At 61.4% G+C, this 17,995-nt stretch carries 19 protein-coding genes, 2 pseudogenes and 1 other annotated feature; of the genes and pseudogenes, 8 read left to right on the top strand and 13 right to left on the bottom strand.

What is annotated here, in order from left to right:
- Positions 1-283 precede the first annotated feature (283 nt).
- The 3 genes from MB84_RS18595 to MB84_RS18605 are packed head-to-tail and all read left to right on the top strand — an operon-like array spanning position 284 to position 1,866.
- Complete coding sequence (locus tag MB84_RS18595) at positions 284-784, top strand: phage tail protein (RefSeq protein ID WP_245725410.1); 501 nt, start codon at positions 284-286, stop codon at positions 782-784.
- Between the two features lie 9 nt (positions 785-793).
- Positions 794-1,327: a phage tail protein gene (locus MB84_RS18600; RefSeq protein ID WP_046292831.1), complete on the top strand. Its 534-nt coding sequence runs from the start codon at positions 794-796 to the stop codon at positions 1,325-1,327.
- A 20-nt stretch (positions 1,328-1,347) separates the two neighbouring features.
- Entirely contained in the window at positions 1,348-1,866 is a 519-nt protein-coding gene (locus MB84_RS18605) for a phage tail protein (protein ID WP_046292832.1), read from the top strand.
- Positions 1,867-2,010: 144 nt separating this feature from the next.
- Here MB84_RS18605 and MB84_RS18610 read toward each other — a convergent pair whose 3' ends face one another.
- Positions 2,011-2,421, bottom strand: a complete 411-nt coding sequence (locus MB84_RS18610) for a hypothetical protein (protein ID WP_046292833.1) — start codon at positions 2,419-2,421, stop codon at positions 2,011-2,013.
- Positions 2,422-2,646: 225 nt separating this feature from the next.
- Between MB84_RS18610 and MB84_RS18615 the strand changes: the two genes are divergently transcribed.
- On the top strand, positions 2,647-2,988 hold the full coding sequence (locus MB84_RS18615; RefSeq protein ID WP_046292834.1) for a zinc ribbon domain-containing protein YjdM: 342 nt from the start codon (positions 2,647-2,649) through the stop codon (positions 2,986-2,988).
- A gap of 88 nt (positions 2,989-3,076) precedes the next feature.
- Here the strand turns inward: MB84_RS18615 and MB84_RS18620 are convergent, their stop codons facing one another.
- From MB84_RS18620 to MB84_RS18630, 5 genes are all read right to left on the bottom strand, one after another.
- Positions 3,077-3,358: a hypothetical protein gene (locus tag MB84_RS18620; RefSeq protein WP_046292835.1), complete on the bottom strand. Its 282-nt coding sequence runs from the start codon at positions 3,356-3,358 to the stop codon at positions 3,077-3,079.
- Positions 3,330-3,857 carry a DUF2778 domain-containing protein gene (locus MB84_RS29105; protein ID WP_084009864.1) on the bottom strand — a complete coding sequence of 176 codons (528 nt, stop codon included), beginning with the start codon at positions 3,855-3,857 and terminating at the stop codon, positions 3,330-3,332. Before MB84_RS29105 ends, MB84_RS18620 begins: the two co-directional genes overlap by 29 nt.
- A gap of 46 nt (positions 3,858-3,903) precedes the next feature.
- On the bottom strand, positions 3,904-4,071 hold the full coding sequence (locus MB84_RS29110; RefSeq protein ID WP_245725411.1) for an Hcp family type VI secretion system effector: 168 nt from the start codon (positions 4,069-4,071) through the stop codon (positions 3,904-3,906).
- A gap of 60 nt (positions 4,072-4,131) precedes the next feature.
- Positions 4,132-5,115 carry an IS110 family transposase gene (locus tag MB84_RS18625; RefSeq protein WP_046289961.1) on the bottom strand — a complete coding sequence of 328 codons (984 nt, stop codon included), beginning with the start codon at positions 5,113-5,115 and terminating at the stop codon, positions 4,132-4,134.
- Between the two features lie 224 nt (positions 5,116-5,339).
- Positions 5,340-6,913 (bottom strand): IS3 family transposase gene (locus tag MB84_RS18630; protein ID WP_425415910.1). Its coding sequence is split into 2 segments (ribosomal slippage): positions 5,340-6,448 and positions 6,448-6,913, totalling 1,575 coding nucleotides; the frame shifts between segments, so codons are not numbered across the junction.
- 127 nt (positions 6,914-7,040) lie between these two features.
- Here MB84_RS18630 and MB84_RS29115 point away from each other — a divergent pair.
- Together MB84_RS29115 and MB84_RS18650 are read left to right on the top strand one after the other, a co-directional pair.
- Positions 7,041-7,960, top strand: a pseudogene (locus MB84_RS29115) (IS3 family transposase); the annotation flags it as partial.
- Positions 7,322-7,438, top strand: a sequence feature (AL1L pseudoknot). (Overlaps the previous pseudogene by 117 nt.)
- A gap of 289 nt (positions 7,961-8,249) precedes the next feature.
- Complete coding sequence (locus MB84_RS18650) at positions 8,250-9,335, top strand: IS110 family RNA-guided transposase (RefSeq protein ID WP_046289963.1); 1,086 nt, start codon at positions 8,250-8,252, stop codon at positions 9,333-9,335.
- 90 nt (positions 9,336-9,425) lie between these two features.
- Here the strand turns inward: MB84_RS18650 and MB84_RS18655 are convergent, their stop codons facing one another.
- Positions 9,426-10,691, bottom strand: coding sequence for an IS256 family transposase (locus tag MB84_RS18655; protein ID WP_046291943.1), 1,266 nt, complete (start codon positions 10,689-10,691; stop codon positions 9,426-9,428).
- Between the two features lie 127 nt (positions 10,692-10,818).
- Between MB84_RS18655 and MB84_RS30010 the strand changes: the two are divergent.
- Positions 10,819-11,109 (top strand): annotated as a pseudogene (locus MB84_RS30010) (integrase core domain-containing protein); the annotation flags it as partial.
- Positions 11,110-11,140: 31 nt separating this feature from the next.
- Here MB84_RS30010 and MB84_RS18660 read toward each other — a convergent pair.
- Positions 11,141-11,440: an Hcp family type VI secretion system effector gene (locus MB84_RS18660; protein WP_046293988.1), complete on the bottom strand. Its 300-nt coding sequence runs from the start codon at positions 11,438-11,440 to the stop codon at positions 11,141-11,143.
- 139 nt (positions 11,441-11,579) lie between these two features.
- Positions 11,580-11,918, bottom strand: a complete 339-nt coding sequence (locus MB84_RS18665; protein WP_065225803.1) for a GFA family protein — start codon at positions 11,916-11,918, stop codon at positions 11,580-11,582.
- 251 nt (positions 11,919-12,169) lie between these two features.
- Here MB84_RS18665 and MB84_RS30015 point away from each other — a divergent pair, with 251 nt between their 5' ends.
- Positions 12,170-12,430 (top strand): hypothetical protein, encoded by a 261-nt coding sequence (locus tag MB84_RS30015; RefSeq protein ID WP_157122788.1) that lies wholly within the window; start codon positions 12,170-12,172, stop codon positions 12,428-12,430.
- A gap of 9 nt (positions 12,431-12,439) precedes the next feature.
- Here the strand turns inward: MB84_RS30015 and MB84_RS18675 are convergent, their stop codons facing one another.
- The 4 genes from MB84_RS18675 to MB84_RS18690 all read right to left on the bottom strand — a co-directional run bounded on the left by MB84_RS18675 (position 12,440) and on the right by MB84_RS18690 (position 17,939).
- Positions 12,440-13,639 (bottom strand): CmpA/NrtA family ABC transporter substrate-binding protein, encoded by a 1,200-nt coding sequence (locus tag MB84_RS18675; RefSeq protein ID WP_046292837.1) that lies wholly within the window; start codon positions 13,637-13,639, stop codon positions 12,440-12,442.
- Between the two features lie 9 nt (positions 13,640-13,648).
- A complete protein-coding gene (locus tag MB84_RS18680; RefSeq protein ID WP_039404017.1) occupies positions 13,649-14,224 on the bottom strand; it encodes an ANTAR domain-containing response regulator in 576 nt (191 codons plus the stop codon).
- Positions 14,225-14,252: 28 nt separating this feature from the next.
- Positions 14,253-15,047: a uroporphyrinogen-III C-methyltransferase gene (gene cobA / locus MB84_RS18685; RefSeq protein WP_245725412.1), complete on the bottom strand. Its 795-nt coding sequence runs from the start codon at positions 15,045-15,047 to the stop codon at positions 14,253-14,255.
- 183 nt (positions 15,048-15,230) lie between these two features.
- Positions 15,231-17,939: a nitrate reductase gene (locus tag MB84_RS18690; protein WP_046292838.1), complete on the bottom strand. Its 2,709-nt coding sequence runs from the start codon at positions 17,937-17,939 to the stop codon at positions 15,231-15,233.
- Between the last annotated feature and the right edge of the window lie 56 nt (positions 17,940-17,995).

Genomic DNA, 17,995 nt, shown 5'->3' on the forward strand with positions numbered 1-17,995 from the left:
AAATCGCTGTCAAGACACGATGACGAGATTCAAACACGAAGGCATTCAAATCAAGGGTTTTTACCTACCAATTCCCTCAACAATTTCCATCCTGCGAGAATGTTAAAACGCTCGTTTTAAATCAAAACACCAAAATTCCAAACAAGAAAAACGCGTTAAATCCACACGTTCGGATAGCAGAATTTTCGCGAACGAATAAATCAAAATCGTGGCACTGCCACATAACGAGGAAGAGCCAGTGGAAGCTTATATCGGGGAAATACGCATGTTTGCGGGTGGCGCTATGCCACGAGATTGGTTGCCTTGCGCGGGACAGATGTTGAACGTCAACCTCAACCCGGTGCTGTTCTCGCTACTCGGCGTTCAGTACGGTGGCGACGGCAGATCGACTTTCGCCCTGCCGGATCTGCGCGGCCGTACGCCCATGCACCGGTTGCCCGGCACGTATGAGCAGGGCGTGAGCGGCGGCACGGAGAAGGTCGTACTGACGACGCAGCAGGTGCCGGGTCACACGCACACGTTTCACGCCGCAACGGACAGTGGCACGCAGCCGACTGCAGGCCCTGACAAGAACCATCTGTTCGCGAAGAGTGTGGTTGCGACCGACGAAAAAACATCCGATGGCAATGCGCTGTACGGTCTGCCGACGGAACAGACGCTGGTTGCCGAATCGCCCGAGGCATGCGGCACGACAGGCGACGGGCCGGGTCACAACAATATGCAGCCGTCTCTGGTCGTGAACTACATGATCTGCGTCAACGGCCTTTTCCCCCCACGTAATTAGGAGTTCGACATGACGCCTTACTATGGCGAAATCCGTATGTTCGCGGGTGACTTCGCGCCGCAGGGCTGGCTGCTGTGTGATGGCACCGTCCTCAACATCTCCGATTACGAAGTGCTGTTCGCGGTCATCGGCACGAGTTACGGCGGCAACGGCACGAGCACGTTCGCATTGCCCGATTTGCGTCATCAGGTGCCGATCGGTGTGGGCCAGGGCCTTGGTATGACGAATCGCGTGCTGGGGCAAAAGGTCGGCAGCGCGACGGTCACGCTCACGTCGGCCGACGTGCCGGGGCACTCGCACACCGTCAATGCCACGACGACCGACGCGAGCGCGCCTGCACCGGCCGAGGGCATGATGCTGGCCAAGACCACGGCCAACTTCTACGACGCCGGCACGCGCAATCCGCCCAGTAAAGCGGGGTTGTCGCCCAAGGCCATCAAGCCTGCAGGCAATGCAGAGCCGACCGCACATGACAACATCATGCCGACCGCGACGGTGAATTACATCATCGCCGTCAATGGCATCTATCCCTCGCAGGGCTGACCGAAAACCGGGGCAAACAAATGGATGAATACTACGTTGGCGAGATTCGCATCTACGCCTTCAATTACGCGCCGGTCAACTGGCTTCCCTGCGACGGTTCACTCCTTCCGATCAGCCGTTTCACCGCGCTGTTCTCCGTGATTGGCAATCGATTCGGCGGGGACGGCAGAACCACGTTCGCGGTGCCCGATCTGCGGGGCTACGTGGCGCAGGGGATGAGCGCGCCTGCGGAGCTGGGAAACAAGGAAGGCAAAACGACGGTCACGCTGACGGATGAAAACATGCCGTTGCATACGCATACCGCCTACGCGAACAATGCGCGTCCGGGCAATGTGACCGGTGACGACAAGTTGCCCGCTCGCTTCATCACGTCGGGTGCCAACGCGTTCGTCGAGGATTCGTCGCCAACGTTGGTGGCACTCGCGCCGCAGACGATAGGCACCGTTGGCGGTGGTCAGCCTCACACCAATATGCAACCGTACCTGCCGATGAACTTCTGCATTGCAGTGCAGCCCGGGGAGTACCCGCCGCGCCCGTGAGGGAGGAAAGTTGCCTTCGTCATGGAACGGCCGCACGCCAGTATCTCCAAGGCGTTTAAAAGCCCGTCAGCGTTTGCGCGACGGGCTTTTTTTCATGGGAGCGGGGATCACCATCACGCGAGGCGGACGGCACGAATGGCGGATTCAGTGCCCGCCACCCAACAAATCATGCGAATCGAGAATCGCATAAGCGATCTCGGGGCGCGCATCGAGGCAACGTCGGATGGCGGCGGGAATGTTGGAGCGGGTTTTCCGGCACAAGCCGGGTTGCGCGTCCAATTGAATGATGATGCCGCGCAGCGTTTTGACTTCGTTCGGGCTTGGCGTAATGCGCAATCGGATGCCGAGTTGGGCGTGCATCAATCCGATCATGCGATTCAGGTCGCCATAACTGGAAATCGCCTCGATTCGCGCGATCAGCCGTTTTTCCTCGGCTTGCGTCAGCATGAGAATGCGCCGGTCGCCTTGGGCATCCTGCAACAGCATTTCCCGCTCGCAGGTGCAGGCACCGGGCGGGCACTCCGTACGAATGGGAATCTGAATCTCGGCGGCCATGACGGGGACAGCGCGGTTAAGGGGGGGTACGACAGGGAATGGCGGGCGTGGCGCCCATTATCGGCCAAACCAGTATCGCCGGTGTGACGCCCGGGAGCCATTAGGGATTTCAATGCCCGTGTGCATTCCGCCCCCTATGCTTGAGCCAGCGCAAGGGGAATTCCGGCCGACACCGTTATACTCTCGCGCTCGTATTGCCTTCGCATTCTTTCAGGGAAATATCAAATGAGCGCTCTGTCCCCGTGCCCCAAATGCAACTCCGAATTCACGTATGAAGACGGCGGAATGTGCATCTGCCCGGAATGCGGTCACGAATGGTCGGCGCAGGCCGAAGCTGCGGCAGAGCCGACCGAGCGCGTCTATCGCGACGCCACCGGCGCGATTCTGCAAAACGGCGATACCGTCACGGTCATCAAGGACCTGAAGCTCAAAGGCGGCGGCGGCACGATCAAGATCGGCACCAAAGTGAAGAACATCCGCCTGGTCGACGGCGATCACGACATCGATTGCAAGATCGACGGCTTCGGCGCAATGAGCCTGAAAACGGAGTTCGTGAAGAAGGTGTAAATAAAGAACTGCCCGTTGGCCATCCATTCCACGGGCTTCGGTTCTCTGTACAAACGGGCGGATCGAGCCACTCTAATGGGGAGCAGTATTAGCCAACTTCATCACCTCCCAAGTGAACTTTTCTCGCTCCCCAGGCCAGTAATCTGATCACCCCCTGGTAGGCAAGGATCGTCACGACGAGATCGGCAGTGAATAGCAACGAGACATACAGAAAATCCAAGTCACTGACACCCAGCCAATCCCCGATACTCGCGAGTATCCGCGAATGCTCGGCTGGCATTGGCAAGGGCGTGCTGATCTGGCTCGCCACATAGAAAAAGATGATGATGAAGATAAGCGTCTTAAGACTCTTGCGAACAAGCGTTTCCATATGTCGTGACGTCAATCCATCCGTACGTTGATAAACCGGTGTCACGGAGATGGACGGTCGGTGTTTTCAGAATTGCGCGACGAAGCGCCGCATAATCGGCGCGGCTTTGCAGCGTGATGCAGCCGAGAGAGATGCCACGTCCGCCAGCAGGATGTAGTCTGAAGTTCCCCCGTTTGACACCTTCCGTCCAGGTGTAGTCGTCGATCATCCCGTCGTCGCGATACAACGCAAACCACTCGGAGTAGTCTACGGGGCTTCGTGTAAAACCAAACCTAACTTCAACGGCGGTGTTCATAAGCAGTGTCCGAACGCCTCCTTTAGGTCGATCCACGATCCAGTATCTCCCTGCGGGGATCGGACCTTGATTGGGGCGAGCCGTACAGCCGCCTTGATTTCGATAACTTCCATCCCCTGAAAATGCCGGGAACGTGCCTACACCCGAGATCACCAATGGAGATAGGTCTTGACCGCTAACAACGAATTTTCCTTGCAGTGGCATGGACGTCCTCAGAGGGCAACTGGGAGGTAACAGTCGTTCGTCGTGCTCACCGCTCGTTCCACGCGTCCGAGAATTCGATATTGCCGTCGATGTATTTCCACGTGATGCGCTCGTACATCAGCGAAACTGACTCCGAGTGATTGAGTTGGGACAGGCCCGCGAGTTTGGTATTTCCCATTCCCGGATTCACACCGGTGACTTTGACGCCTTCCATGCTCATCGTGAAATATGGTTCTGAACCGCCCCGGATTTTGTGGAGATACCGTCTTGCCCGTCAAGCGATTGCGACGTAGTTCGCCCGATAAGGCTGTCGTGTCTTCAGAACGCCGAAACACAGATGCACAAGCTTACGCATTGCAGCGCCGAGTATAGACATGGTGGATTTGCCACGCGCTGCCAAGCGTTCACACAATGCCTTGATGTGGGGGTTATAGCGTTTAGCGACGACGGCCGCCATGTAGAGAGTTGCCCGTACCTTGGGCGGCCCGGCCTTCGATAAACGTGAAGGGCCCTGGATCGACGATCCCGACTGCCTCTGCACCGGCACCAGGCCGAGATACGCCGCAAGTTGTTCTGCAGAATCGAAGTGGCGCGCGTGCATGATGGCAAGCAGCGTGCGGCCTACCTGAGGGCCAACTGCCGGGATACTTTGCAGCAGCATCAAGTTTGCTTTAAGGCCCGGATGGGCAGCAATGTGATCATCGATCTCGCGTTGCAGGCTGGCTAAATGGCGCTCCAAAAACTCGATCGTCTCGAGAATCGAATGCAGGACTAGCGCCGTTGGAGCCGTGATTTCCGCTTTCTCATGCCGGTTGCGCTCACGCTGAAGATCTTGTGCAAGCGCTTCACGGCGCGCCATCAGTGCTTGAAGTATGCGAGCCTCGGGCGCTGGAGGACTCCAGCGCATTGGCTGTGCGTGCATCGCAAAGCGCGCTAACACGTGGCTGTCTACCATGTCGTTCTTCGTGCGCACGCCCATTCCCGTCGCAAAAGCACGCACCTGCGCAGGATTAACGACAGACACGGAGAGCCCGGCATCGTGCAGGCCACACGCGGCCATCTCGTGATAGACGCCGGTACCTTCGAGCGCGACATGTACGTGGCTCGGCTCGGTGTGTCTCTTGCCCAACCAGCCCAACAGATCGGTTAGGCCGGCGCGGCTATTGGCAACAACCTTCGTACTATGCTTGCCGTTTGTCATGTCCAGCAGGCAGCAATCCAGCTTGGCTTTGGCAACATCAATACCGAGGTAGAACATCAATTTGATCCTTAATCGAGGAATCAATACCAACTCACCCACTTGCCTTGTACATACAGGGTCCACGCCCTTGGCTACCGTTCAGTGTCTGTGCTGGTGAGGGCGAGGCGAAGGGCATTATCTCCACAGCAAGGTCCAAGCCTTCAGGCTCCAAACATGCTCACTTCACCTCATGTGACGGTAGCGGAAATTTTCAAGCTAGTTGTCGCCTCCACGAATAAATTTCAGGCGGCCTTTCTCTCCTGACTACGGCGCTGTGCGGCGACGTCCTGGTGGTCGATGCGATCCGGGTTCAGGTGCACAGCATCGACGCGCTGCCAGTTGCGCGTGCGGCCTTTCCAGCGCAGCGGGTGGCGTTGCCGGGCGGCCTCATAAAGCGCTGCTCGTCGATCCAAAATGGTCTGGTCGAGATTGGCATGGCGCTGCGCCGGCGTCACGAACCGGATCGCGCTGTGACGGTGCTCTTCGTTATACCAGCGCACCAGCGCGCCCACCCAGGTGCGTGCGGCGAGCAGGGTGTCAAATGCCCTCAGCGGGTAAGTCGGCCGGTACTTTAGGGTCTTGAACAACGATTCAGAATAAGGGTTGTCGTTGCTCACGCCCGGGCGGCTGAGCGAGTGCATGACGCCCAGCGTCTGGAGGGTGGCGAGCATCGTCGCACCTTTCATCGGGCCGCCGTTATCCGAATGCAGAATCACCTGGTCGGGTGGTATCGCTTCGCGCGCACACAGGTCCTTGAGCACTTCACTGGCCAGTGCGCTGCTTTCCTGCGCATAGACCTGCCAACCAACGATCTTTCGGCTGAACACGTCCAGAAACAGGTACAGATAAAAATACTGCCCGCGAACCGTGCTCGGCAGATAGGTGATGTCCCAGCTGTACAACTGGTTCGGCGCACGCGCGCACACCGCACGGGGCTTGCTATGGGCCTGGGCCGGCCGTTCGCTGCGCCGGTGGGCGAGTTGCTTCTCGGCCTTCAGGACCCGGTAGAAAGTCGATTCCGAGGCAATATAGCGTTGCTGATCTGCCAAGCGCGGCACGATCTGGCTGGGCGGCAGATGACCCAATTCGGCCGAGTTCGCCACCGCCAGAAGCTCGGCGCGCTCCTCGGCGCTAAGCTTATGGCGCGGCTCGTGGTGTCGTAATGTGCGCCGGTCCACTGCGTCAGGTTCGCCGCGCTGCCAGCGCTGAACGGTGCGGGCACTGAGCCCCAGAATGACGCACGCGCGTGCTTGGCGAGCCCCGGCCCGAGTCGCCTCGGTGATCAGACCAATCAATACTTTGCGCTGCTCAGACGACGTCATTCGGCCTCGTCCCCGAGCAGCGCACGGTACTTTTTTTGCAGCACCAGTAGCGCCGCAGCCTCAGCCAGCGCCTTCTCCTTGCGCTTCAACTCGCGCTGCAGTTCAACATTGGCCTGCTTCAGAACCCGCACCTCTTGGGCGCTTTCGCGCCGGCTATCACCGTTTCTGCCCGCGGCACAGAACTGCGCTCGCCACTGCGCGAGATGATGCGCAAACAAGCCGCGCTCCCGGCACCAGCCATGCAAGGCTTCGTCGACCAGACCATGGCTCTCCTGCAAGGCCATTAGCCGTTCCTCCAGCGACCAATCTTCCGGTCGTTTTGCGTGTGCAGAGCCCGAGCTCCGATTCGCGGCAGCGGCGCCTCTCATCCATTTCCTCAATGTCAGTACGTTCACGTTCAATTCGTCGGCCACCGCGCCAACCGTGCGGCTCCCACGCCGCAGGACCTTCGACAGCGCTTGCTCCTTGAACTCGACAGAATACGTTTGTTTCACTTTCAACTTACACCTCTGACGCTACTTAATAAGGAAGTTCAGAGGCGACAACTAGTATGACGCCGGGGGGTAGCTAACCATCACGAAGACGAAGATACAAGGCTCCAACTCTTGAGAGAATGGAGCCATGAACAAGAGATCGAGCAAGTTTTCCCCGGAAGTCCGGGAGCGCGCAGTGCGCCTGGTGCGCGAGCAGCGTAGCGAGCATCCGTCGCTGTGGGCGGCGGTCGAGTCGATTGCGCCGATGATCGGCTGCACGCCGCAAACGCTGAACGATTGGGTCAAGCGCGACGAGATCGATAACGGCGAACGTGCCGGCCTGAGCGCGAGCGAGCGTGATCGCCTGAAGGCGCTGGAGCGCGAGAACAAGGAATTGCGCAAGACCAACGAGATTCTCAAACTGGCCAGCGCGTTTTTCGCCCAGGCGGAGCTCGACCGCCGTATCAAGTCCTGAAAGCCTTCATCGATCAGCATCGCGACACCTTCGGGGTCGAGTCGATCTGCAAGGTTTTGCGGATTGCCCCGTCGGGTTACTGGCGCCATGCTGCCCAGCTTCGCGATCCATCCAAGCGCTGCGCCCGAGTCAAGCGTGACGACGTGCTGTGCCCGGAAATCCAGCGTGTCTGGCACGCCAACATGCGGGTCTACGGCGCAGACAAGGTCTGGAGGCAGATGAACCGGGAGCAAATTCGGGTGGCCCGCTGCACGGTCGAGCGACTGATGCAGCGGCTGGGATTGCAAGGCGCGGTGCGCGGCAAACGGGTTCGCACAACGATTCCCGATGTCTCGGCACCTCGCCCGCTGGACCGGGTCAATCGCCAATTCAAAGCCGACCGGCCGAATCAGCTCTGGGTTTCCGATTTCACCTACGTTTCGACGTGGCAGGGCTGGCTGTACGTGGCGTTCGTCATCGACGTGTTTGCACGACGCATCGTTGGCTGGCGGGTGAGTCGTACCATGCGCACCGACTTCGTACTCGATGCGCTTGAACAAGCGCTGTATGCCCGCCAACCGGGCGACGACGGGACGCTGATCCATCACTCCGACAGTAAGAATACGGGTATCAGATGTTTCCGGGCTTCTCGCGGCTTTCAATGAGGGCTGTCCGGCGACTTTTGGTGCCGTAAAGCGTTCCGGGCGACCTGACCCACATTCCGATCGACGTAGTGTCTTTCCCCTGACCTGTCGATCGTCCGGAACCGCCGAGCGGCGAGGTTTCGCCTCGTCGATACGTGTGACTCAAGAAGGGCCTGACGCTCTGTCGCTTTACTGTCTTGTCCAGGTACTCGATGCCGGTGAAATCGCCTCAATCTCATCGGCAACCGGAGCAAGGCTCATGAAAGAAGAACCGGCTATTTCTGGATATCGCAACGTTGTGGGCGGCGTGGATACCCATAAGGACGTGCATGTTGCAGCTGTCGTTGACGAACACGATCGTCTGCTCGGCAGTGAATGCTTCCCTACCACGCGGCATGGCTACAAACAGATGCTGCTCTGGATGCGCTCATTCGGAGAGCTTGCCCGGGTTGGCGTCGAATGCACCGGCTCCTACGGAGCGGGCTTGCTTCGCTACCTTCAACTGGCCCACGTAACGGTGCTTGAGGTCACGGCACCCGACAGGAGCGACCGGCGCAAACGCGGCAAGGACGACACGCTGGACGCTTGCAACGCGGCGCATGCTGCCTTTGCTGGTGTGCGTACAGTCACGCCCAAGACACGCGACGGCATGATTGAATCGCTGCGCGTTCTGAAAGTCTGCCGGAAGACCGCCATCTCCGCGAGGCGCGTTGCATTGCAACTAATTCACAGTACCATCATCAGCGCGCCTGACGAGTTACGCGAATCGCTGCGCAAGATGACACGGATGCAGCTTATTCGAACATTGGCCGCGTGGCGTCCCGATCTGTCTGACTATCGGAGCCTGATCTCTGCCAACCGGATTGCATTAAAATCACTGGGGCGTCGGTATCTCGAGTTGCACGACGAGATCGCCGACCTCGATGTCATGATCGCGGCTCTGGTCGATGAACTCGCCCCCGATCTGGTCTCCCGGTATTCAATTGGCTATGAGTCCGCTTCGCAACTGCTACTGACCGCTGGCGACAACAGCGACCGGCTTCAGTCAGAGGCCAGCTTCGCCGCCCTCTGTGGAGTGAGTCCCGTCCCGGCGTCTTCTGGCAAGGTGACACGACATCGACTGAATCGCGGTGGAGATCGCGCGGCCAACAGCGCCCTGCACATTATCGCCATCGGTCGATTGCGAACCGACGATCGCACAAAAGCCTATGTCGCCAAACGCGTCAGCGAGGGCCACTCAAAGCTTGAAGCGATTCGATGCCTCAAGCGCTATATCGCACGAGAGGTCTTCTACGCCATCCGGCAACGTTACCGCCAGATCGCGCAGACCCAATTTACCTCTTGACCTTTAGAAGGGCGTCAGGGGATCGCAATATGTTTCCATTCGGTACACCGAGAGTTAAAGTCAAATCTGGTGTACGGGGCGTGAGCAAGATTAGGCGGCCAGGGGCTGCTGAGCCGGTGTGCTGTCGGTCACCGGCTCTCCATCCTTGAACGTCATCCCGTCAAGCATCGTCGCGATCTTTTCGGGGGCGCGGATGCGCCGCCACGAGTCTTCGGCCGACTCGATCAGCTTGAATGCCAGGCCGAGGAACGTCGCGCGCGAGACGCAGTTGCGCGTGCGCTTGGTGCGGTGACGCACCGTCGCGAAGGTCGATTCAATCGGATTCGTCGTGCGCAGATGCTGCCAGTGTTCGGCCGGGAAATCGTAAAATGCCAGCAGCTCGTCGCGATCTTGCGTCAGCTTTTCGACCACCTTCGGATACTTTGCCGAGTGGGTATCAACGAAGTGATCGAAGGCAACCAGCGCTTCGGCACGCGTGGCGGCCATCCAAATGTCCTGCATCGCCTTTTTGGCGCGGGCCTGCTGCGATTTCGGCAGCGCGTTGAGCACGTTGCCCATCTTGTGGAACCAGCAGCGCTGATGCTTGGTCTGCGGGAACACTTCTTCCATCGCTGCCCAGAATCCCATCGCACCATCTCCGCAAGCCAGCAGCGGCCCTGACTGCAGACCGCGCTTTTTCAGATCGAGCAGCAGTTCGGCCCACGACGCCTTCGATTCCCGATACCCGTCACTGATCGCCACACGCTCTTTCGTTCCGTCCGGTTTGACACCAATGATCACCAACAGGCACTGGCCGTCGGAATCGTCGCTGCGCACGCCGGTGTGAATGCCGTCAGCCCACCAGTACACCCAGCGCGCCAACGACAACTCACGCTGATTCCACTGAGCATGCTCATCGGCCCATTGCGCCTTCAGACGACTCACCACATTTGGCGACAGGCCGCTGACCTGGCCGCCCAGCATGATGCCCATGGCTTCGCTCATGTCGCCCGTCGAGATGCCTCGCAGGTACAGCCACGGTAGTGCGGCCGACACGCGTGCGGATTTGCGAACGTACGGCGGCACGACCGCCGAATTGAAGCGGATGCCCGAACCCGAGCGATCACGCACCTTCGGTACCCGAACCGGCACCGGACCGATGGCCGTGACGACTTCGCGCTCTGGTAGGTAGCCGTTGCGCACCACGGCACGCCGACCGTCGATCGACCTCACGTTGCTGTACTGTTCAAGCATGCTCGCCAGTTCCGCTTCGACTGCCTGCTCGATGATCTGCCGCGCGCCTTGCTGGATCAGTTCATCGAGCGCGCTCTTCGTTTGTGCTTTACTGCCGTTCGTTTCTTTCGTAATCTTCTTCATGGTGGTCGGGGCCGGCTCGCGCCGGCTTTGCTCGGTGTGCCTTCGACAAGCAACATTCTCAGCTAAACCGCCACCGCCTTCTCATATTTCCCAAAGCACCCCGTACACCAGATTCGACAATAGCTCGTACACCGAGCGACTTGCCCAAGCGGGCATTGAGCCATCGGTCGGCAGCCGCGGCGACAGCTATGACAACGCCCTGGCGGAAACGATCAACGGTCTATACAAAACGGAACTGATTCACCGGCGAGCGCCTTGGAAAACGAAGGAATCCGTCGAGCTCGCCACCCTGGAATGGGTAGCCTGGTACAACCATCATCGGCTGATGGAACCGCTGGGCTATATCCCGCCAGCCGAGGCTGAGGCAAACTACTACAGGCAACTCAGAAATACTGCTGAAGCGCCTGCGTTAACTTAAACCAACCGGCCTCCTCGAAAGCCGGGGCGATTCATTCTTCTGCGCCCGCGTCGTTGATGCGATACCAAACCAGCGATGCCGACGACAGCGTCTGCCCAGTCGATACCGCCTTGTACAGGTAAGGACTCGAAGCGTCGAACTCCTTTTCCACCATCATTGATGAATGCGTGCGCGTGCCGGTAATCTGGCCGCTATGTTCGTCCACGGGAAGATTCACTCCGTGACTAAAGCCGATGATCTCGATGCTGCCCTCTCGCTTGGTCACTCTCGAGGAGCCCTTGATGGCGGTTCCACCGTCATCTTCGAGCCATAGGTGCGCAGGTATTGCCATGCTTTATCTCTCCACATGAAAACGCGTTGATTGCGTGGGGAGCGTATTGATACCTTGGGCAGATGGTGTCGGCAATGAGCTATGTCCCAAATGAGGGTTAGCCCCCGCGATTACCGTCAATTCCGGAGCGAGAGCATCGTCATCGAACTCCCGGAGCGGCGAAAGGGGTGTCGATCGTCCCTAACGCCACCGAGATCCAATCGGCCATTTCCGGGCTGTTGCCCGACCAGAACAGAGACGTCCCGCAGTCTGCGCAAAACTCCCGGCGGACCGATTCGGACGACGCATACGCTTTGATGCGCTCTTTACCCGACAGGATGTAAAGGTCTTTACGGCGCGTTCGTCCATAGCTGGCAAATGCCGCGCCGTGCCCCTTGCGGCATTGCGAGCAATGGCAATGACTGAATTTGACCATCGGCGCACGAATCTCGAAGCGGATGGCACCGCATAAGCAGCGTCCTTCAAGCACCGTCGACATACGACTCCCTCCTTGACACGATTCCCCTCACTTTACGCAAGAGAGGCTTTCATTTTCGCGCGTTTATCGAAATGAGGCGGCTCCCTACACTGACACACATGCTGTGATGCAGTGACTGTGATGCAGTGAGACGGGAGGAGACGCCCGCCAAAATGGAAAAACCGGCGCACATCGGTGCGCCGGTTTCCGTTAAGAACCCAACCGTCTCCAGCAGGTGCGTCCTCACAACGCCCTCACCACACACGACGGCCATGAAAAAGAAGATTGCTTTAGCGGCGTTTCTCGCAGTCCCCGGATCTTTCGCGATCCTCGCCCTCGCCTGCCTGCACCCGGTCCTGCGCCGTGAACTGGCCCGTGCAGCCGGACTCGAACCCGTATTCGCCAACGTGTCGCGACAAGTCGTCCTGCTCGCGCTCGTCTATCACCTGAACATGCACCACCGTGACCGCGAGCGCGCTGTGCGCGCCTGTCTTGCCCGTGGCGGCGTCGATTGCGACGTTTTCGCACAGTAAGACGGCCACTCACCGCGACCGAATGGCGAATCCGTCGATGTAAGCCGTCAGGTCGACAGCACTCGCAGCATCCCACCGACGACCGTCGCACAGCACTTCGCCCGTTGCTGCCGACACCACCGGCACCGCCTCCGCGCTCGCCGCAGCCGCGAACAAGTCGGTCTGATTCACTTCCGCCGCCATTTGCGCAGCATGAACGACCGCATCGTCCCCCACCATCCCCCAACGGCGGTACTGGGAAACGAACCACATCCCGTCCGACGGATGCGGGTAATTCGCCGCGCCGCCGTCAAAGAAGCTCACAGGCAATAACGCGTGCCGCCCGGACAGCCGTCCGAAATCCCCGAGCAAGCGCGCCGCGATCAGATCGCGCGGTGCGCCCACCCACGCCGGTTCGGCCAGCCAGCCCGCCGCTTCCGCCCGATGCCCCGGCATGCCCAGCCACCGGCACGCGCTCAGCAGCGTGCGCACCAGCGCTTGCGCCGTCTTCGGATAACGGGTGACGAAGTCCCGCCGGCTGGCGAGTACCTTCTCCGGATGATTCGGCCAGATATCGCTCGACACCGCGACGGTGCGCCCCAACCCGCGCGCCTGCGCCACCGCATGCCACGGCTCGCCGCAACAGAAGCCGTCCAGCCCGCCCTCTTCCATCGCCGCCACCATGTGCGCGGGCGGGATCACGATGCTGGCAATGTCGCGTAAGGGGTCGATGCCCTGCGCGGCGAACCAGTAATTCATGAACATCGCGTGCGTGCCCGTCGGGAACGTCTGCGCAAACACCGGTTTGCGACCGAGCGACGCCAATGCCTCACGTAAATCGCCCGTCTCAGCAAGCGCGTCGGCCAGCGATGGCGTCACCGTCACCGCCTGGCCGTTGCGGTTGAGCACCATCAATACGGCCATGTCCTCGCGCGGCCCGCCAATGCCCAGTTGCACGCCATAGACCAGCCCGTAGAGCGAATGCGCCGCGTCCAGTTCTCCGGTGAGCAGCTTGTCGCGGATCGCTGCCCACGACGCTTCCCGACTCAGCTCCAGCGTGAGTCCATGCTCGTGCCCCAGTTCCAGGCGCTTCGCCACGACCAGCGGCGCGGCATCCGATAGCGCGACGAACCCCACGCGCAAATGACGCTTCTCCGGCACATTATCCGAAATTCGATCTTGTCGATCCGGCGATGGCCCATCGGAAGCCAACCATGATGACGTCGACATGTGCAGTGTCTATCCCAGTAATTCGGCAATAGAGACGAGTTGGCGCGCCACTTCGACGAGCTTCTCGCCCTGATCCATCGCCCGTTTGCGCAGGATGGCGTAGGCCTCCTGCTCGGAAATCCGTCGCCGGTCCATGAGCAGCCGCTTGGCGCGGTCGATCAGTTTGCGGTCGGCCAGTTCGCTTTCCGCCTTGGCCAGCCGCGCGCGCAACTTCTCCTCGTGCGCGAAGCGCGCGAGCGCGACTTCGAGAATCGGCGCGAGACGGTCCGCCGCCAGCCCTTCGACGGAATACGCCGTAACACCGGCGTCGACGGCTGCACGAATGAGCGACTGATTGCCGTCGGCGGAAAACATCAGCACCGGACGCGGCGCAGCCGCATTCATGACCGCCAATTGCTCCAGCGTATCGCGCGACGGCGACTCGGTATCGATGATGACCACGTCCGGCCGCTCGCTTTCCACCACGCGCGGCAACGCCTGCGGCTTGGCGACCTCGGCCAGCATCTCGCATCCCAGACGCGCGAGCGCCGCCCGCAACTCGCCAATCGGCTTGTCGGTATCGGTCACGAGCAGCACGCGCAACATGCCGTGCTCGCCCGGGGTGATGGGGACGTCAGGCGGCACGTGCGACGACTTCCTCAACGATCACACCCACCCCGCCCATCCCGCCCATCCCGCCCATCCCGCCCCTCGCCATCGACGCCTCACCCACGGCCCCGCCGACGAGAAGAATGGCCGGACTGGCGAAGCCTTGCGCGCGCACGTCGGCCGCCAGTCGCGCCAGCGTCGTCACCATGCGGCGCTCCTGCGGTGTGCCCGCCCACTGCACCGCGCCCGCCGGTGTGTCCGCATCGAGATGCGCCAGCAACGTCGCGCTCAATTCCTCCACCCGATGTAGTCCCATGTAGATCGCCAGCGTGGTGCCGGTCGCGGCGAGCGCCGCCCAGTTGGGGGCACTGCCGTCCTGCCGGTGCGCCGTGACAAAGGTCACGCCCGCGCAGTGATCGCGGTGCGTGAGCGACATGCCGAGACCGGCCGCCGCCGCGAACGCGGACGAAATGCCGTTGACGATCTCGACCGGCACGCCCGCACGCCGCAACGCCGTCATCTCCTCGCCCGCGCGACCGAACATCAGCGCGTCGCCGCCCTTGACTCGCACCACATGCGCGCCGCGCTTCGCGAAACGGCACATCATCCGCTCGATGAACGCCTGCGGCGTCGATCGGCAACCGCCGCGCTTGCCCACGGCAATCACGCGCGCCTGCGGTGCGAGCGTGGCGATCTCCGGATTGGCCAGATCGTCCACGAGCAACACGTCGGCCTCGCCGAGCACGCGCGCCGCGCGCAACGTCAGCAGATCGAGCGCGCCAGGCCCGGCGCTGAGCAGCGTGACTTTGCCGTTCTTCATGATCCTTCTCCCTCGGTTCCTCGTTGCCTTCAATGTCTTGTGTGGGCGCCTTGCGCACCTTGTGCACGGTGAGGCCAAGGTCGTTCGAATTGCCCTCGCCATCCATGCCGCCCGCGTCGCTCAATTGGGCCATCCCGCCCGTTCCGCCCGCGCTCTTCGCGCCACCACGATTCGTCATTGCGCTCACGCCGCGTTCGTCGCCATCGACGCCGAGGCCGCAGTGGCGCACATGCGCTGTAACTCGGGCACGCACGATCCGCAGACCGTGCCGCAACCCAGCTTCGCCTTGAGTTGCGCGACATCCGAGCCAGCGGCAATAGCCGCGTCGATGCTGGACGCCGTGACCGACTTGCACTGGCAAACGGTTCGGTCGCGCGGTGCCGCCGGGCCGCTATCGGCCACGAACACGGCGTGACGCGCGCGGGTCCACGGCGAAGCCTCCCGAACGCGGGCGAGCAACGTCGTCGATCCCCCAACATCCGCCTCGCTGCCTGCGACCAGCACGCCGTCGATGAGCTTGTCTCGCCACGCCACGCGCTTGATCATGGCACGGCGCGCGTCTCGATACTCCAATAGCGACTCGTCTCGCGGCAGGGCCAGCGCCGTATGCAGACGCTCCAGCCAATCGGCATCCGGCTCGGCATCGGCGGCCGTCACTACCAGCCGGTCTTCGCCCTCAAGACGCACAGTCGCGAACCGTCGCTGCGCGAGCAAAGGCTGCACGGCAGCGTGCAATTGCAGCGCGTCGCCACGACGCACCGCCGCTACGCGCCAAGGCAGGGTCACGGGTTCGACGCGCACCGCTGCATGCTTCAATTCCGGTTGCTTCGAGTATTTGTCGACGGCACCGATCGTGGTGTCGTTCACGCCGCCGCCACCGAGAAACTGACCGCTCCAGTGCATCGGGACGAACACTGTGCCCGACGCCACGTCGTCGCTCAACGCCAGCATCAGCACCCGTTCGCCGCGACGGCTCGACAGGCGCACGAACTCGCCCGCCCGCAAGCTGCGACGCGCGGCATCCGCCGGATGCATCGTCAGTGCCGGTTCAGGGGCGTGCTCGAACAACTGCCACACGCGTCCCGTGCGGCTCATACCGTGCCACTGATCGCGCAATCGTCCCGTAATCAGACGCAGCGGATGTCGCGCGTTAATGGGCTCGGCCACCGGGCGATACTCGAACGCGTGAAAGCGTGCACGGCCGTCGCCGGTCGCGAACACGCCGTCTTCATAGCGACGTGCCGCGCCGTGCGCTGCGCCCGCCGGATACGGCCACTGCTGCGGACCGTCGCGCTCCAGCAAGGCGTAGTCGATGCCGCCGATATCGAGATCGCGACCGAGCGTGAGCGCGCGATGCTCGTTGAAGATCGCCTCGATGGACGAAAACACGAACGGCTCGGGCGACGCGTCGAGCTTCGGCGCGAGACGCCGCGCCACCTCGCTTGCAATCCACCAGTCCGCACGCGCATCGCCGGGTGCCGGGACGGCCGCACGCACTCGGGAAATCCGGCGCTCGGAATTCGTTACGGTACCGGCCTTCTCGCCCCAACTCGCGGCGGGCAGCAGCACATCCGCGTACGGTACGGTATCCGTCTGATGAAACGCCTCCTGCACGACGACGAACTCCGCCGTCGCCAGCGCTTCGCGTACGCGTGCGCTGTCCGGCATCGAATGCACTGGGTTCGTGCAGACAATCCAGATTGCCTTGATGCGTGCGTCGCGCACGGCGTCGAACATCTCCACAGCAGGCAGCCCCGGCGTGGCGGAGAGCCCCTGCACGCCCCAGCGCTGTTCGACTTCGGCACGATGGGCCGCGTTACCGATATCGCGATGCGCGGCGAGCATGGTCGCCAGTCCGCCGACTTCTCGGCCGCCCATGGCGTTGGGCTGACCGGTCAGCGAGAACGGCCCGGCGCCGGCGCGTCCGATCTGCCCCGTTGCCAGATGCAGATGAATGAGCGCGAGGTTCTTTTCCGTGCCGTGGCTCGACTGGTTGAGCCCCATGCAATACAGCGAAAGCGCCGCCGGGCTGTCCCCGAACCAGTCTGCCGCCTGACGCAACGCCGACTCTTCGATGCCGCAGATATCCGCGACGAGCTGCGGCGGGTAAGCACGCAGCACTTGCTTGAGGGCGTCGAACCCTTCCGTATGCGCATCGATATAACGACGGTCGATGCGCCCTTCCCAAATGAGGTGGTGCAGCATGCCGTGAAACAAGGCGACGTCCGTGCCCGGCACGATCGACAGATGCAAGTCCGCCATCGCCGCCGTATCGGTGCGGCGCGGATCGACCACGATCCAGCGAATCGACGGGTCGAGCGCCTTCGCCGCTTCCAGACGGCGGAACAGCACCGGATGCGCATACGCCATGTTGCTGCCCGCGAAGATCACGGTGCGGGCGGCTTCGAGATCGTCGTAGCACGTGGGCGGGCCGTCGGCACCGAGCGCCATCTTGTATGCACTCACGGCGCTCGACATGCACAGTCGCGAGTTCGTGTCGATGTTGTTGGTGCGCACCAGTCCTTTCGCGAGCTTGTTGAAGACGTAGTAGTCCTCGGTCAGCAACTGCCCCGAGACGTAGAACGCCACCGAGTCCGGCCCGTGACGGCGGATGACGTCGGCAAAGCGCGACGCCACCGTCTCCAGCGCAGCGTCCCACGTTGCGGGGACACGCCCGGCATCGCGCGTGGCGCGCATCTCGGGCGTCAGCACACGCCCGGTGAGCGATTGCGCTGTCAGCGGCAGCGTCATGCCCTTGCTGCACAGCCGTCCGTAGTTCGCCGGATGGTTCGGATCGCCCTGCACGCCGACGATGCGCTCGCCGTCGCTCTCGACGAGCATGCCGCAACCGACGCCGCAGTAGCAGCAGGTGGTTTGCGTGAGAGTTGTCATGAGGACTCCGGCGCTTGTGGGTGTGTGTCGTGGGTATTGCGCAAAATATTGCGTAA

The sequence above is a fragment of the Pandoraea oxalativorans genome, assembly GCF_000972785.3.
GTDB lineage: Bacteria > Pseudomonadota > Gammaproteobacteria > Burkholderiales > Burkholderiaceae > Pandoraea > Pandoraea oxalativorans.

Coding starts and splice junctions, on each gene's coding strand:
- MB84_RS29110 (WP_245725411.1), bottom strand. CDS start 4,071: ATGGAAGGCGTCAAAGTCACCGGTGTGAATCCGGGAATGGGAAATACC.
- MB84_RS18690 (WP_046292838.1), bottom strand. CDS start 17,939: ATGACAACTCTCACGCAAACCACCTGCTGCTACTGCGGCGTCGGTTGC.
- MB84_RS18650 (WP_046289963.1), top strand. CDS start 8,250: ATGAAAGAAGAACCGGCTATTTCTGGATATCGCAACGTTGTGGGCGGC.
- MB84_RS18595 (WP_245725410.1), top strand. CDS start 284: ATGCCACGAGATTGGTTGCCTTGCGCGGGACAGATGTTGAACGTCAAC.
- MB84_RS30015 (WP_157122788.1), top strand. CDS start 12,170: ATGAAAAAGAAGATTGCTTTAGCGGCGTTTCTCGCAGTCCCCGGATCT.
- MB84_RS18660 (WP_046293988.1), bottom strand. CDS start 11,440: ATGGCAATACCTGCGCACCTATGGCTCGAAGATGACGGTGGAACCGCC.
- MB84_RS29105 (WP_084009864.1), bottom strand. CDS start 3,857: ATGCCACTGCAAGGAAAATTCGTTGTTAGCGGTCAAGACCTATCTCCA.
- MB84_RS18610 (WP_046292833.1), bottom strand. CDS start 2,421: ATGGCCGCCGAGATTCAGATTCCCATTCGTACGGAGTGCCCGCCCGGT.
- MB84_RS18665 (WP_065225803.1), bottom strand. CDS start 11,918: ATGTCGACGGTGCTTGAAGGACGCTGCTTATGCGGTGCCATCCGCTTC.
- MB84_RS18615 (WP_046292834.1), top strand. CDS start 2,647: ATGAGCGCTCTGTCCCCGTGCCCCAAATGCAACTCCGAATTCACGTAT.
- MB84_RS18620 (WP_046292835.1), bottom strand. CDS start 3,358: ATGGAAACGCTTGTTCGCAAGAGTCTTAAGACGCTTATCTTCATCATC.
- MB84_RS18625 (WP_046289961.1), bottom strand. CDS start 5,115: ATGTTCTACCTCGGTATTGATGTTGCCAAAGCCAAGCTGGATTGCTGC.
- MB84_RS18655 (WP_046291943.1), bottom strand. CDS start 10,691: ATGAAGAAGATTACGAAAGAAACGAACGGCAGTAAAGCACAAACGAAG.
- MB84_RS18680 (WP_039404017.1), bottom strand. CDS start 14,224: ATGTTGCGCGTGCTGCTCGTGACCGATACCGACAAGCCGATTGGCGAG.
- MB84_RS18675 (WP_046292837.1), bottom strand. CDS start 13,639: ATGTCGACGTCATCATGGTTGGCTTCCGATGGGCCATCGCCGGATCGA.
- MB84_RS18600 (WP_046292831.1), top strand. CDS start 794: ATGACGCCTTACTATGGCGAAATCCGTATGTTCGCGGGTGACTTCGCG.
- MB84_RS18605 (WP_046292832.1), top strand. CDS start 1,348: ATGGATGAATACTACGTTGGCGAGATTCGCATCTACGCCTTCAATTAC.
- cobA (WP_245725412.1), bottom strand. CDS start 15,047: ATGAAGAACGGCAAAGTCACGCTGCTCAGCGCCGGGCCTGGCGCGCTC.